Genomic DNA, 15161 nt, shown 5'->3' with positions numbered 1-15161 from the left:
TCATTTATTTGTTTATCTAACGGCCAGTACAATTAAACCTGGCACCACAAAGAACGACCCTAACACATAGCCTAATGCAGCCGATTTATTATTTGTACCAATTTCGGCTAACTTTTCAGCCAACTTAATCGGTATTTCACGTAGTACAGGAATTCCGTAAATTAGTGCAACCGCAAATACATTAAACATAACGTGTACTAACGCAATCGTTAGCGCCACTTCAGCCATAGGCCCTGTAATTGATGTGGCAGCTAATAGAGCAGTAATGGTTGTACCAATATTAGCGCCTAGCGTAAATGGATAGATTTGACGTGTAGTAAACACACCACTTCCCGCAAGTGGGATCATTAAACTCGTTGTAGTAGATGACGACTGAACCATAACAGTTACCGCCGCACCTGATGTGATACCTGCGATAGGCCCGCGCCCAATTGCACCATGCAGTATATCTTTTGCAGTGCCAACTAACGCTTTTTTAAGTAGTTTACCTAGTGTAGTTACGGCAAATAAAATCAAACAAATACCTGCTATAACCATCGCTGCACCTAGCATTTTTGTGTCTAGGAAGCTAAATGCGTCTTTTATTACACCCACAGCTGGTTTAACAAGTGGTTTAATAAAGTTGTAGCTCTTTAATGATAAATCAGCATCACCAATAAATAGGTGCGACAGCGCAGCAGACATTTTTTGCAGTAAACCAAACATTATCTCAAGTGGTAAAAATATAATAACGGCAAATAAATTAAAGAAATCATGAACCGTTGATGCTGCAAACGCACGTTGAAACTCTTCTTTAGAGCGAATATGACCAATAGACACTAAGGTGTTAGTAATAGTAGTACCAATATTTGCACCCATCACCATTGGAATAGCAATACTTAACGGTAAACCGCCAGCAACAAGGCCCACTATTACTGAGGTAACCGTTGATGACGATTGCACTAAAGCCGTTGCCAAAGCACCTAATAATAATGCAATAAACGGGTTGGTTGCGAATGCAAAAATTTCTTTTGCTCCCTCAGTACCGCCCGACGCTAATTTAAAACCACCACTGACAGTACCAACGGCTACTAGGACTAAATAAACTAAAAAGGCGATAGCAGCCCAGTTAAGCGTTTTTATTAATAGCGTATTGCGCTTTGATTCACTCATGTTTAAATCTCAATTTTTGTCTTGCCGATTATGGCATTTTGATGACGTTTTTGTTTCAGAGCGCATTAGAACACCTAAATATTACAGAAATATTTCAATTTGATTAACGTGCTTGAGTGAGTAAAGAGATTAATACAAAGAAACAACTCGTGCGCACAGCGCTATTAAAAACAGATAGCAAAGTTACTTTATTATCAGCCACTTAAAAAAGTTACTTTTAACTTAGCATTTCACAGTGATTTACAAATGCCTACAAAACACATTAATAACGGCAATTAAATTATTAATTACCGTTATTGTAATGAGAAAAAACAATGAAGACTTTTAAAAACTTAAGTAGTTTGGATTAAGAACACCCCCTAAAACCACATAAAAAATCACCATTAGAGGGAAATTCAATTGAGTTTAATTAACCTAAATTGTTTTTTACCTCGCTGTATTAACCAAAAACGTTGATGCAATGCCAAATTTAACTGACTATGATCAGCCGAAATTGTTTCACCATTAATTTTTACTGCGTTTGCAGCTATCAGCTCTTTTGCTGCGCGCTTAGAGCTTGCTAAACCGCTTAGAACCAATAGCGCGGAGGTGGTTATATTAATTTCAGTAAGCGTTATTACTGGTAAGCCGTCTTGCTCTAATTGTGCTAAGTCATTTAAATTTAAGGTTTGTACTTGTCCATTAAATAACAACTCAGTGATACGCTGCGCACTTGCTAAGCCTTCTTCAGCATGAACAAAACGAGTTAATTGCTCAGCTAAAATGCGCTGTGCTTGAGGCTTTTGGCCGCTTATCTTATCGTTTGCTTCTATGGTCTCAATTTCTTTAACTGATAAAAAAGTATAAAAACGCAAAAAATTATATACATCAGCATCATCACAATTTAACCAAAACTGATAAAAGCGATACGGTGAGGTTTTTTTAGGGTCGAGCCAAATAGCACCGCCCTCGGTTTTTCCAAATTTTGTACCGTCTGACTTAGTAATAAGTGGCAACGTTAAACCAAACACTGTTTGCTGGTTTAAACGGCGGGTTAAATCAATTCCACTGACAATATTCCCCCACTGATCGTTACCGCCTATCTGCAAAGTACAATTTAGCTCACTATTGAGCTTAGCAAAGTCATACGACTGCAATAAGGAGTAACTAAATTCAGTAAACGACAACCCTTGCTCTGGACGTTGCAATCGTTGCTTTACTGACTCGCGGTTGATCATGGTATTAATTGAAAAGTGTTTACCTACATCACGAAAAAAATCCAATACATCAATACGACTAAACCAGTCAGCGTTATTTTTTATTTGCAGTGGCTGGTTTAAATGCGGACCAAGTACATTTTCAACTTGGTTTGCAAGCGCAGTCACCCATTGTGACACCGTTTGTTTGGTATTTAGGCTGCGCTCAGTGGCTTTAAAACTCGGGTCACCAATCAGCCCTGTTGCTCCCCCAATTAATGCCACACCTTGATGCCCCGCATCCATAAAACGCTTTAGCATTATTAGTGGTACTAAGTGCCCTATGTGTAAGCTACCTGCGGTGGGATCAAAGCCACAGTAAACCACCTGTGGGGTTTTAAGCTTCTGGGTTAATTGCTCAATATTACTCACTTGAGAGACTAAACCACGCTGCGTAATGTCATTAAGTAAATGTGCTGTCATCGTATTTCTCAAAATTATCTATAAGAAAAATACTAATTAAACTCAGCGATGGGCACTATATCCCTAAAGGGACATAAACGCATTTTATTCTGTGCGCATTAAATGGTTTAAAAACAGTCGAAAAAATTCACTTAGTGAAGCAACGTTTAACTGCGAATATATACGTTTGCGATGGTTTTTAACTGTACCTAGGGTGATCCCAAGCTGAGCAGCAATATCTGCGGAGTCGCAACCTTGTACAATTAAACAAGCAACCTGATGCTCTCGCTGAGTGAGTTGTTGATTAGCAAATGATGTGAGTGCATTTTCCATCAGCTGTCCAGTCGCTGTACTATTAAATTGATTTAATAGTAATTTCTGGCTGCCCCAATGTTGGCTACACAGTGCTTTAATTAAATTAAAATGTGCTATTAATTGCTGCTTTTGCAACGCACTAAAACGTTGGCCTTTGGATAATAAACCAAGGCAGATAACAATCGAGCGACCGTTACCTATATTAGTACAAATGCTTAGCTCATCAGTCCAACCAGTGTGAGTATAGAACTGCTGTTGATACACTTTAAAGGTCAGTTCATCTTGATAACTAGCTATATCAGCGAGCCTAAATACTCCTTCCTCAGCTTTATTAACCAGTTCAGTATAAAAAGGATCGTTTACGAACGAGTTAGTAAGGTAGCGCTGAAATAAAAGTTCACGTTGTTTTTCAATAGAATCAAATAAATAAATTGGGTGCTTATTTGCTCTACAAGCCAATACAACCGCACAGTCAAACTCAACAATAAGGGTAATATAATTAACCAGCTTTTGCGCAAAGCCGGCCCCCTTTATGGCCTGTACGCATTGCGCTAACGCATCCTGCTGAGTTAATTGCCGCTGCGAGTCCGACTGCATTATGATGCCATTTTCATTGAGTGTTACTGATACAAGTTTGCCTGCTTAATACTAGCAAAATCATTAAAACGCACGCCGTGTTGGCGCATCACTTCAAGGATTTTTTTACTGATCATTTGTCGTAAATAAAACGGCTGATTCGGCACAAAATGATGAATAGTATGAGTATGCCCAAAGTTAAAGCAAAATAAATTAAATGGCATAAACAAACGGCTGGTGATGACGTGAGTTTGTTCAAGCATATTATTAACACCGCCGTAATAATGCATACTTGAAGTAACAAAATTAAGTGAGCTCGAACGCACAATATTAGGCACAATCAGCACCACCATTAGAAATTCAAACACATTCATTGCATCAAGCAGCAATACAGGTGAATTAGCAGCCAGTGGAGTGAACAAATTAACTAAGTGAAACACAATTACGCTATATAAAATGGCGAAATACGCAGTAGTAATGGGAAAACCTGCATTAAACACTTTAAAGAAGCTAAACCCATTAATTTCTTTACTAAAACGTTTTGCATTAATTAATAAACCGAGTAATCCATCAACAATTACCAAGGCACGTAAAAACGGATTTTTAATACCATTACCTACCAAACGCTCTTCTAAATCTTGCTCAGTACCCGACGTTTTGTGATGATGTAAATGCATCTTGCGACGGTACCATGGGCTTATGGTATTAGGACGCATCAGCCACACGGTTAACATCATAAAATTATGCAAAAATGGTTGGTTGCTAAAGTACTGTTTGTGGATTAAGTCATGCTCAAGCTCATGGGAAATTGAGGTAGCAATCGCCGCTAAAATAATACACAGCCACGCGGGGATGATAGCAAAGTAATACAACGCGCCAACACCGATTAACGCACTTAAAGAGAGTAGTAAAATAGTCATCCCTAAGGTATTTTGATGCATTAATAGCGGGTGTTTTTTACGCAGTAATGCTTCTTCAGCCTTAATCGCTTTTACAATGGCTTGAATATTCTGTTTTGCGGTTAGTTGAGTCATGATGTTTTATTCGCAACAAGAGGTTGAGGTATATAATACCCGAGTCAAAACACATTGCACAACTTAGCGCACCCGTATCAATGAAAAATACGATTAAAGTCGAGCCCGTGTTTACTATATAACCTGTGCTCTGGATAATAAACCTACCTCATGCCAGAGTTCAGGTTAAATAAACTAAAACGTTCACAGGCCGAGTTTAGATCAAAACCTACAGCTTATAAAAGTAGCAACGTTGGACACATTTTTTGTAATTAAAACCCGCACACTCAAATCTTAGGCATAAAAAAACCCCAACCAATTTGGTCGGGGCTATAATCTATATAGCTGAGTATATAATTCATCCTTGAAGCTGCATCCATCGTTCATCCATGAACTCACTTCGAGTCACTGCGAAACTACGTTTCGGTTCACTCTCACCCAGCGGCCGGACTTTTACTTATAACAGCGGCACCTCACTTGCCGCTCAAGTCCGGCAACTCAAATTTAAGGCATAAAAAAACCCCAACCAATTTGGTCGGGGCTATAAAAAGTGGTACCAGCGGCCGGACTTGAACCGGCACGCCTTTCGGCAGGGGATTTTGAATCCCCCATGTATACCAATTTCATCACGCTGGCATCATTTTTCTTTAACCTTCTAAACACGAGAAGATAAAGAAAAACCACTTAAGAGTGAAAGATTATGTACCCTCTTCCATCTCATTGCCTAGCATTATACAAACAATGAGCAAAGCGGCAAGCGTTTTATGTATTAAGTATGATCAACCGCTTAACATTTAGGCAACCATTAACATTTGAACCAATAGCTGGTTAAGCACCTAGCGTAATAGGTAGTATTTAACGGCTTTTTTGCTAAACTAGCCACACATTAACAGTGAGAGTATTTTTATGTCGGGTGAGTTTCCACGTGCTGGCTTTTGGCGCCGTTTTGCGTCGTTAGTTTACGATACATTAGCTATAATCGCTTTTGCGATGCTAACGGTGGTATTGTATTTATTTGCTATCCAAGGGCTTATTTCCCTTGATGTTATTGCCCTTAATGGTGCTGAAGATGTATCTGCACGTATTCAGGGTTCACTATTACTTTCGGGAATTCGTAGCTCGCTGTTGGTACTTGTTGGTTTGGTGTTTTTTGGTTATTTTTGGACAAAAAGCGGGCAAACAATTGGTATGCGCGCATGGCGCTTAAAAGTACAAACCAGCCAAGGAAGTTTAATTAGCTGGCCACAAGCTATTATCCGCAGTATCAGCGCATTACTTGGTTTAGGTAATTTAGTGGTACTAGTCGACTTTAAAAATAAAAAAGCACTGCAAGATTACTTATCAAAAACCGAAGTAGTTACGCTCACCAAAGAAGAAAATAAACGCGTGTATCGCGAACTAGATTAATACTTAATCTAGTGAATTGGTATAACCTCAAGCTAAAGCATAAAAAACGCGGCACTTTTAAAAAAGGCCGCGTTTTTTATTTAAGCTTTAAGTCTAGCTACACCCGCTTATTCATCAAATAAGCTGCAAACCCAGTAAATAAAATGCTCGGTAGAACGGCGCCTACAATGGCTGGGATTTGATATACCATTACCACAGGGCCAAATATCTCATTAGTTAAGTGAAACACTATCCCCGTTACCACTCCCATGATAATTCGTGCCCCCATAGTTACGGTTCGTAGCGGACCAAATATAAACGACAAGGCAACTAACAACATCACGGCAATAGACACAGGCTGCATTAATTTACGCCATAATGCTAAATCATAGGTACTTGTATCTTGCTCATTTTGCTGTAAATAAGCTAAATATGACCACAATCCTGAAAACGACAGTGACTCTGGTTTTACTGAAACCACACCGAGTTTTTCAGCGGTAAGCTGCGACGGGTAAAACTCTTCAGAAACTTGTTCCGTGGTAATTAGCTCTTCACTGATCATGACTTTGTTCACATCGCGCAGTAGCCAGCCATTATCACGCCCTACAGCTTCTTTTGCTTTAGTGATTTGTGTAAGTAGTAACGATTTATCAAAGTGATACATATTAACGCCGCGCAGCATGCCATTTTGGTCAACATCTTCAATATTAATAAAGTTACTGCCATCTTTTGCCCACACACCTTTTTGCGCATTAAATACATCCCCGCCATGAATGGCTTGGTTACGCATTTCCTTAGCATGCAACTGAGCGGCGGGCGCACCCCACTCCCCTAATGCCATTACGCACAGGGCCATAAAAATAGCGGTTTTCATTACCGAGCCAATAATTTGTAAACGCGACATACCCGCGGCTTGCATTACTACCAACTCACTATTAGAAGCTAAAGCGCCTAACCCAGTTAAGCCACCAATAAGTGCTGCCATAGGGAAAAACACCACTAAATCGCCGGGCATACTATAAATGGTATATAGCAAGGCGGTCATAATATCGTAACTACCACGGCCAACCGATTTAAGTTGCTCTATAAATTTTATTAAAGTACTGATCCCCACCAACACCATTAGTGCAAATCCAGTCGTTTGCATAATGCTACGGCCTAAATACCAATCAAGCGTTTTCATCATACGTGTTGCTCCCGTTTAGTCACGACAGCCTTCAGCCAAACACCTAATGGGCGGCCTTTAATAATTAATAAACTACCTATAAATAATGCACTTAGGTGAATCCACCATAGGCCAATAGAGGGCGGAATTTTCCCATCTTCTACCGCAAACTTAGCCGCGTTGAGTAAAATGAAATACCCTAAATATAAGCTCAAAGCAGGCACTAATTTAGCAAATTTACCTTGGCGTGGATTAACAACGCTCAGGGGTACTGCTAGTAAAGTTAATAATGGAATAGATAACGGAATAGCTAAACGCCATTGCCACTGTGCAATTGCTTCTGGAGTGTTAATGGACATTAACTCACGAGTTGGCACGGCTTCTAACTTACGACGTTGATGTTCTATTTCTTGCTCGCGAATTTGTACGCTGTAACCATCAAACTCAGTTAAGTTAAGTGAAGGCGCTTCGCCGTCAGTTTCATAGCGCTTACCATCAGTGAGCACTAACTGCTGCTCACCATTTTGCGCTTCAATAACAACGCCCTGCTCTGCATAAACTAAACGCGCTAGGTCACTTTTTTCACTATCGGGTAGTTGTGCCACAAAAACTTTGTTGAGCTCTTTGCCGCCATTTTCAATATTATGAATAAACACCACGGCTTTTTCGTTACCGGTTTGTTGAAAACGCCCCGCTCTAAGCGCCGATAAACCAGCATCAGCCTTGGCTTGTTCTTTAAGTTGGTATTCTTGCTCGCTTGCCCACGGTGCAATGTATAAAGTAAGTACGGCAGCCAGTAACGCTAAGATGACACTTGAGATTAGCGTAATACGCACTACATACCACTCACTCACGCCACAGGCTTTAAGTACTGTCATTTCACTGTCAGCGTAAATACGGCTATAAGCTAAAATAATTCCTAAAAATAAACTCAGTGGCAAAATTAACGATGCTAACTGCGGCAACTTAAGCGCAATCATGGCAAACACGAGTTTAGCAGGGATACTCCCCTCTGAGGCATCACCAAGAATAACAACAAACTTTTGCGACAAAAATATGGTCATTAAAGTTAAAAATACGGCGACCTGCGATTTTAAAACCTCAGTGGTCAAATAACGGAAAATTAGCAACATTCGCCCCTGTTAAACATGGAATTTCAATATAGTAATAAAAAACAATGAGTGAACTAGTTAATTCACTCATTTTAAATGAGTATTAAGCACATATTATAAGCCATCAATATTAATTATCCTACCTAACATCACGATATAATGTTGCATTAGTAACCCTTAAGCATATAAAGTTCAAATACACAGTAAGAGTCGAGTAAAATCTACTAATATTAGCGCTAGACCTAAAAATTTAGGTAAAAAGACTAGAAAACACATTTTTAGTCCCAACTTAGCTTCTATAGATGACTCAAAATCAGGAGTGACAATGGAATTCAACGTAAAAAGTGGTAGCCCAGAAAAACAACGCAGTGCATGTATTGTTGTTGGTGTATACGAACCACGCAGGTTATCCCCCATTGGTGAACAACTTGATAAAATCAGCGATGGTTATATCTCAAATTTATTACGCCGTGGCGACTTAGAAGGTAAGCCAGGTCAAGTATTACTATTACACCATGTACCTAATATTTTAAGCGAACGTATTTTACTCGTTGGCTGCGGTAAAGAACGCGAACTAGACGATAAACAATATAAACAAATTATTTCTAAAACCATCAATACCTTAAACGAAACAGGCTCGATGGAAGCGGTATGCTTTTTAACTGAGCAACATGTTAAAGGCCGTGATACCTATTGGAAAGTACGTCAAGCGGTGGAAACAACCCAAGACTGTTTATACACTTTTAATCAGCTAAAAAGTAAGAAAGTAGACCCACGTCGCCCACTGCGTAAAATGGTATTTAACGTCCCTACTCGCCGTGAACTGACTATAGGCGAAAGTGCCATTGAGCATGGCTTAGCGATTGCAGCAGGCAGTAAGCTGTGTAAAGACGTTGCCAATATGCCGCCTAATATTTGTAACCCAGCATACCTTGGCGAGCAAGCCAAAGAACTTGAGACTAATTTTGACAACATCACTGTTGAGCTGATTGGCGAAGATAAAATGGCAGAACTAGGTATGAACTCATACCTAGCAGTTGGTCGTGGTAGTGATAACGAATCGGTTATGTCTATAATTAATTACAAAGGCGCAGGCGATGACCAAGCGCCTATCGTGTTAGTTGGTAAAGGCTTAACCTTTGACTCAGGCGGTATTTCATTAAAACCAGGCGAAGGCATGGATGAAATGAAATACGACATGGGGGGCGCAGCTGGTGTTATTGGTGCTATGCGCTCGCTTGCACAAATGCAGCTACCTATAAACGTAATTGGCGTTTTAGCCGGCTGTGAAAACATGCCAAGCTCAAATGCCTATCGCCCAGGTGATATTTTAACCACTATGTCAGGGCAAACGGTTGAAGTACTTAACACCGATGCCGAAGGCCGTTTAGTGTTATGTGACGCGCTGACCTATGTAGAGCGTTTTGAACCTGAAACCGTCATTGATGTTGCAACATTAACCGGTGCGTGTATTGTTGCCTTAGGTGCCCATGCTACGGGGTTATTAGCTAATCATAATCCACTAGCGCATGATTTATTAAAAGCGTCTGAGCAAAGCGGCGACCGTGCATGGCAACTGCCATTATGGGATGATTATCAAGATCAACTTGAGAGTCCGTTTGCCGACTTTACTAACTTAGGTGGCCGTGCTGCAGGTACTATTACCGCGGCCTGCTTCTTATCTAAATTTACTAAAAAGTATAACTGGGCTCATTTAGATATTGCCGGCACAGCATGGCGCAGTGGTGCTAAAAAAGGTGCCACGGGTCGCCCTGTTCCTATGCTAACGCAATATTTATTAAACCGAGCTGGCATTAGCGAAGCAACACAAGACTAACAAACCTGTAAAAGGCTTTACAGCCCAATATAGAGTATAAAATAAGGCGCTTTTAAAGCGCCTTATTTATTGGGTATTAATTGAAGCAAACCCCGTTATATGGCAAAATCCCCTTCTTAATTTGTGTGTATTTAATAACAGCACAATCAATGTCATGGGAAATCCCGATACAATGAACATGAATGCCCAGTTTTTCATTTTAAAGCAACAAGATGAATCATTAGCTAAAGCCGATGATCACTTTGCTTTAGCAGCTCAAATAGCTGGGCAACAGTATCGGCTTGGTCAACGCGTATTTATTTTTGTAGATAGCGAAGCAACCGCCAACAGCATTGACGAAACGATTTGGACATTTGATGCCGACAGTTTTGTGCCCCATAATTTACAAGGTGAAGGCCCTAAGGGCGGCGCACCTGTAGAAATTGGCACAACACCACCCGTTGGTAATCGTAAAGTATTAATTAACTTGGCCAATCACTTACCGGATTTTATTCGTCGGTTTAACCAAGTTTTTGATTTTGTACCCGTAGAGCCCGTAGCCAAACAAGCCGCTCGCGAGCGTTTTAAAAAACTACGCCAAATCGGTGCCAATATCACCACGCAAGATATTAATCGCTAACGCTCACTGCGTACAAAGCTAACTAACTCATTTAAGTACTTATTTAAGGTTCTGTGTAATGGATAAAACCTACAATCCGCAAGATATTGAACAGTCTCTCTATCAAGACTGGGAACAAAAAGGCTACTTTAAGCCATCTGGCCAAGGCACCCCATATTCAATTATGATCCCGCCGCCAAATGTCACGGGTAGCTTACACATGGGCCACGCTTTTCAAGATACCATCATGGATACCTTAACGCGCTTTAAACGTATGCAAGGTAACAATACATTATGGCAAGTAGGTACTGACCACGCAGGTATTGCCACGCAAATGCTAGTAGAGCGAAAGCTTGCGGCAGAAGAAGGTAAAACACGCCACGATTTAGGCCGTGAAGCTTTCATCGATAAAATTTGGGAATGGAAAAACGAGTCTGGTGGCACAATCACTAAACAACTTCGTCGTCTTGGTGCTTCTGTTGATTGGGATCGTGAACGTTTTACTATGGACGATGGCCTATCAGAAGCTGTTAAAGAAGTATTTGTACGCCTTCATAAAGAAAACCTAATTTACCGTGGTAAACGCCTAGTAAACTGGGATCCAAAATTACACACTGCGATTTCTGATCTTGAAGTTGAAAACAAAGACAAACAAGGCCACATGTGGAACTTACGTTATCCACTTGCTGATGGCGTAAAAACACAAGACGGTAAAGACTACATTGTTGTAGCCACTACGCGCCCAGAAACCATGTTAGGTGACTCAGGTGTGGCCGTAAACCCCGATGACGAGCGCTACCAAGACCTAATTGGTAAAGAGATTTTACTACCAATCGTTAATCGTCGTATTAAAATTGTTGCCGATGAACATGCCGATAAAGACAAAGGGACGGGTTGTGTAAAAATAACCCCTGCGCACGACTTTAACGATAACGAAGTAGGCAAGCGCCACCAGATGCCGATGATTAATATCTTCGATAAAGACGCGGCGATTTTAACTCAAGGTGAAACCTACACCTTTGACGGCAAAGAACTTGAATTTGACGCGCCTATTCCTGAGCGGTTACATGGCCTTGACCGTTTTGACGCACGTAAAGCGATTGTTGCTGAATTTGAAGAGCTAGGCCTACTTGAAAAAATTGAAGACCATGGCCTAACTGTTCCTTACGGAGATCGCTCTGGTGTGGTAATTGAACCACTACTTACTGACCAATGGTATGTGCGTGTTGCACCACTTGCTGAACCTGCAAAAGACGCAGTTAAAAACGGCGACATTCAGTTTGTACCTAAGCAATACGAAAACATGTACTTTTCGTGGATGAATGACGTACAAGATTGGTGTATTTCACGCCAGCTTTGGTGGGGTCACCGTATTCCAGCTTGGTACGACAGCGAAGGCAACGTATACGTTGGTCGTGATGAAGCTGAAGTACGTCGCGATAATAATATTGCAGATAGCGTAACACTAAGCCAAGACGAAGACGTTCTTGATACCTGGTTCTCATCAGCACTGTGGACGTTCTCAACCCAAGGTTGGCCAGAAAATACTGATGACTTAAAAACTTTCCACCCATCTGACGTGTTGGTAACCGGTTTTGATATCATTTTCTTCTGGGTTGCACGTATGATCATGATGACGCTGCACTTTATAAAAGATGAAAACGGCAAACCACAAGTTCCATTTAAAACCGTGTATGTAACTGGCTTAATACGTGACGATAACGGCGATAAAATGTCTAAGTCAAAAGGTAACGTACTTGACCCACTAGACATGATTGACGGCATCGGCCTTGAAGACTTAGTACAAAAGCGTACTGGTAATATGATGCAGCCTAAACTTGCCGCTAAAATTGAAAAAGATACCCGCAAAGTATTTGCAAACGGTATTGAAGCACACGGTACCGACGCACTACGCTTTACCTTAGCAGCAATGGCATCAACCGGTCGTGATATCAACTGGGATATGAACCGCCTTGAAGGTTACCGTAACTTCTGTAACAAATTATGGAACGCAAGCCGTTACGTATTAATGAACACAGAAGAGCAAGACTGTGGCTTTAACGATAGCGAAAAACAGTACTCATTAGCTGATCGCTGGATTTTAGGTCAATATGAAGCCACGGTTAAAACCTACACCGAGCATCTTGATAACTACCGTTTTGACTTAGCGGCGAACACGCTGTATGAATTCACTTGGAATCAGTTCTGTGATTGGTACTTAGAACTAACTAAGCCGGTACTATTTAAAGGCAATGAAGCACAGCAACGCGGTACACGCCATACACTTATTACGGTACTTGAAAGCTTACTGCGTTTAATGCACCCAATGATGCCTTATATTACAGAAACAATTTGGCAGCGTGTCGCACCTCTTGCAGGGCTTGAAACAACAGGCACTAGCATTATGGTACAAGGGTTCCCTGTTTATAACCAAGCCAATGTTGATTCACAAGCGATGGATGACTTAGAGTGGGTTAAGCAATTCATTTTAGCGATTCGTAATATTCGTGGTGAAATGGATATCAGCCCAAGCAAGCCGTTATCAGTGTTACTAGCCAATGCATCGAGCGACGATGTGCGCCGTATTAACGAAAATGAATCGTTTTTAGCATCACTCGCTAAGCTTGAAGCATTTACTCTGCTTGAAAACAAAGACGATGCCCCAGCGTGTGCAACCTCTTATGTTGGCAACCTTGAAATTATGATCCCAATGGCGGGCTTAATTGATGTCGAAGCTGAGCTTGCACGTATTAACAAGCAACTTGAAAAAGCAGAGAAAGGCCTAGCGCAAGTGCAAAACAAACTGGCTAACGAAAAGTTTGTTAACAATGCACCTGAAGCGGTACTCGCTAAAGAAAATGCTAAGCTAGCTGAATTTACCGATGCTAAAACTAAGCTACTAGAGCAAAAAGTTAAAATAGAAAGCTTATAATTAAACCAGTACGAATGGCTTATGCCATTCGTAACCAGTTAATTTATAAGTATAAAAAAGCCGCTTACTTCATTTGAAGTAAGCGGCTTTTTTGTGTCTAGGCTCTAGGCAGAATTAGAATGTGTAGTTGTACTGTGCGCCTAACAATACTGCATGACCTTTTGATTCAAAAGACCATTGCTGCGGTAGTGTTTCGCTTTCTACTTTTTCAGTAAAGTTTTGTGTCTTACCACGTAATACACTCACACCTAAATCAACGTTTGAGTTTTGATCAATCGCATAGTTACCACCGAAAGAAAACCAAAAACGGTCTGTATCAGGGATAGAAATTGATAAATGCTGCTGTGATACAGGCGACTCATCAAACGCAAAACCAGCACGAAGCATTAAGTTTTCGCTGTACTGGTAATCAGTACCAATTGAGTAGCGAAGTGCATCAGAGAAGTCTTCTGTTTTTTCAAACGCGCTGAACTTGTCACCTGTAGGCGCTGTTACTTGTGCTTCTAATGAATCAAAGCTGCTCCAACCTGTCCATAATACGCTGTAGTGAACGCCTAGCTTTTCATCTAACTGGTGAGAACCAGAGAACTCAGCAATTGCTGGCAATGTGATTTCAACAGAGCCTGGTAAAACTTGATTTTGAAGTGGTGATACTGGAAGCTGTGTAAAGTACTCGCCTTCAAAAGTAATGTCTGTTTCTGTGCGGTAATTAAAACCAAAGCGGCTATTTTCATCTAGCTGATACATTAAGCCAACGTTTAAGCCGTAACCCATATCATCACCTTCAAGGTTAACCGCATCAGCACTTGCAGGAATAGATGCAATAACAGGGTTTACAGGAGGTACGAAACCAAACTTACGGATAATCTTCGCTTCTGCGTAAATTGCATTTAAACCAATACCAAAACTGAACTGTTCTGATACTTTATATGCAACACTTGCGTTCATGTTTACAGTAACAATTTCAGTTTCACCAGCAATTTGGCCAGCTGCATAATCATCGTTAAACTCAGTCGCTAGGCCAAAGTTAGAAAAAGCACCAAAACCAACCGATACTTTATCGTTTACTGGCATAGTGAAATAGCCCGCAGGAATAATCGCGCTTGGTGCGATGCTGTCATCATTTAATACGCTGTTATCTAAACCGTAGGCATTACCTGTGCCTGTTAGGCTCACATCAGGGATTACAGCCATAGCTGCAACACTCAGTTGCTTCTCTTTAAACAACGTCATTAATGCTGGGTTACGAGAAACCACAGACGCATCGTCTGCTACAGACGCTTCACCTGCGTATGCGCGGCCTAAACCAGATACGTTTTGTTCAGCAAGCTGAAAAGCCGCTGCAAAGGTATCAGCTGAAACAAATGCCAGCGATGCCGCAATAAGAGTTTTAGTAAATTTCATTGTTGTGTCCTTAGCCAAACTCACTGTTTGGATA

11 protein-coding genes and 1 tRNA gene are annotated in these 15161 nt (G+C 40.9%); 4 read left to right on the top strand and 8 right to left on the bottom strand.

Going from position 1 to position 15161, the window contains the following annotated elements; genetic code table 11:
- Window positions 1-12: 12 nt before the first annotated feature.
- The 5 genes from B1F84_RS03340 to B1F84_RS03320 form a co-directional block, all read right to left on the bottom strand.
- Window positions 13-1152, bottom strand: a complete 1140-nt coding sequence (locus B1F84_RS03340; RefSeq protein ID WP_076919317.1) for a Na/Pi symporter — start codon at window positions 1150-1152, stop codon at window positions 13-15.
- Window positions 1153-1547: 395 nt separating this feature from the next.
- Complete coding sequence (gene tyrS, locus B1F84_RS03335) at window positions 1548-2810, bottom strand: tyrosine--tRNA ligase (RefSeq protein ID WP_131690566.1); 1263 nt, start codon at window positions 2808-2810, stop codon at window positions 1548-1550.
- An 84-nt stretch (window positions 2811-2894) separates the two neighbouring features.
- Entirely contained in the window at window positions 2895-3701 is an 807-nt protein-coding gene (locus B1F84_RS03330) for a LuxR C-terminal-related transcriptional regulator (RefSeq protein ID WP_131690565.1), read from the bottom strand.
- A gap of 23 nt (window positions 3702-3724) precedes the next feature.
- Window positions 3725-4714 carry a fatty acid desaturase gene (locus tag B1F84_RS03325; RefSeq protein ID WP_131690564.1) on the bottom strand — a complete coding sequence of 330 codons (990 nt, stop codon included), beginning with the start codon at window positions 4712-4714 and terminating at the stop codon, window positions 3725-3727.
- 530 nt (window positions 4715-5244) lie between these two features.
- A tRNA-Leu gene (locus tag B1F84_RS03320) sits at window positions 5245-5329 on the bottom strand.
- Between the two features lie 270 nt (window positions 5330-5599).
- Here B1F84_RS03320 and B1F84_RS03315 point away from each other — a divergent pair.
- Window positions 5600-6100: an RDD family protein gene (locus tag B1F84_RS03315; RefSeq protein WP_131690563.1), complete on the top strand. Its 501-nt coding sequence runs from the start codon at window positions 5600-5602 to the stop codon at window positions 6098-6100.
- 97 nt (window positions 6101-6197) lie between these two features.
- Here B1F84_RS03315 and lptG read toward each other — a convergent pair whose 3' ends face one another.
- Window positions 6198-7265: an LPS export ABC transporter permease LptG gene (gene lptG, locus B1F84_RS03310; protein WP_076919314.1), complete on the bottom strand. Its 1068-nt coding sequence runs from the start codon at window positions 7263-7265 to the stop codon at window positions 6198-6200.
- Entirely contained in the window at window positions 7262-8374 is a 1113-nt protein-coding gene (gene lptF, locus B1F84_RS03305; protein ID WP_131691900.1) for an LPS export ABC transporter permease LptF, read from the bottom strand. The genes lptG and lptF overlap by 4 nt, the downstream gene beginning before the upstream one ends.
- A 307-nt stretch (window positions 8375-8681) precedes the next feature.
- Here lptF and pepA point away from each other — a divergent pair, with 307 nt between their 5' ends.
- The 3 genes from pepA to B1F84_RS03290 all read left to right on the top strand — a co-directional run bounded on the left by pepA (window position 8682) and on the right by B1F84_RS03290 (window position 13723).
- Window positions 8682-10193 (top strand): leucyl aminopeptidase, encoded by a 1512-nt coding sequence (gene pepA / locus B1F84_RS03300; RefSeq protein ID WP_008112485.1) that lies wholly within the window; start codon window positions 8682-8684, stop codon window positions 10191-10193.
- A gap of 172 nt (window positions 10194-10365) precedes the next feature.
- Window positions 10366-10812 carry a DNA polymerase III subunit chi gene (locus tag B1F84_RS03295; protein ID WP_131690562.1) on the top strand — a complete coding sequence of 149 codons (447 nt, stop codon included), beginning with the start codon at window positions 10366-10368 and terminating at the stop codon, window positions 10810-10812.
- A 58-nt stretch (window positions 10813-10870) separates the two neighbouring features.
- A complete protein-coding gene (locus B1F84_RS03290; RefSeq protein ID WP_131690561.1) occupies window positions 10871-13723 on the top strand; it encodes a valine--tRNA ligase in 2853 nt (950 codons plus the stop codon).
- Window positions 13724-13837: 114 nt separating this feature from the next.
- On the opposite strand, the gene B1F84_RS03285 is transcribed toward B1F84_RS03290, so the two are convergent.
- Window positions 13838-15127: an outer membrane protein transport protein gene (locus B1F84_RS03285; RefSeq protein WP_131690560.1), complete on the bottom strand. Its 1290-nt coding sequence runs from the start codon at window positions 15125-15127 to the stop codon at window positions 13838-13840.
- Window positions 15128-15161 lie beyond the last annotated feature (34 nt).

This window comes from Pseudoalteromonas sp. DL-6, from assembly GCF_004328665.1.
Taxonomy (GTDB): Bacteria; Pseudomonadota; Gammaproteobacteria; order Enterobacterales; family Alteromonadaceae; genus Pseudoalteromonas.
This window is presented reverse-complemented; position numbering and strand designations above follow the sequence as displayed.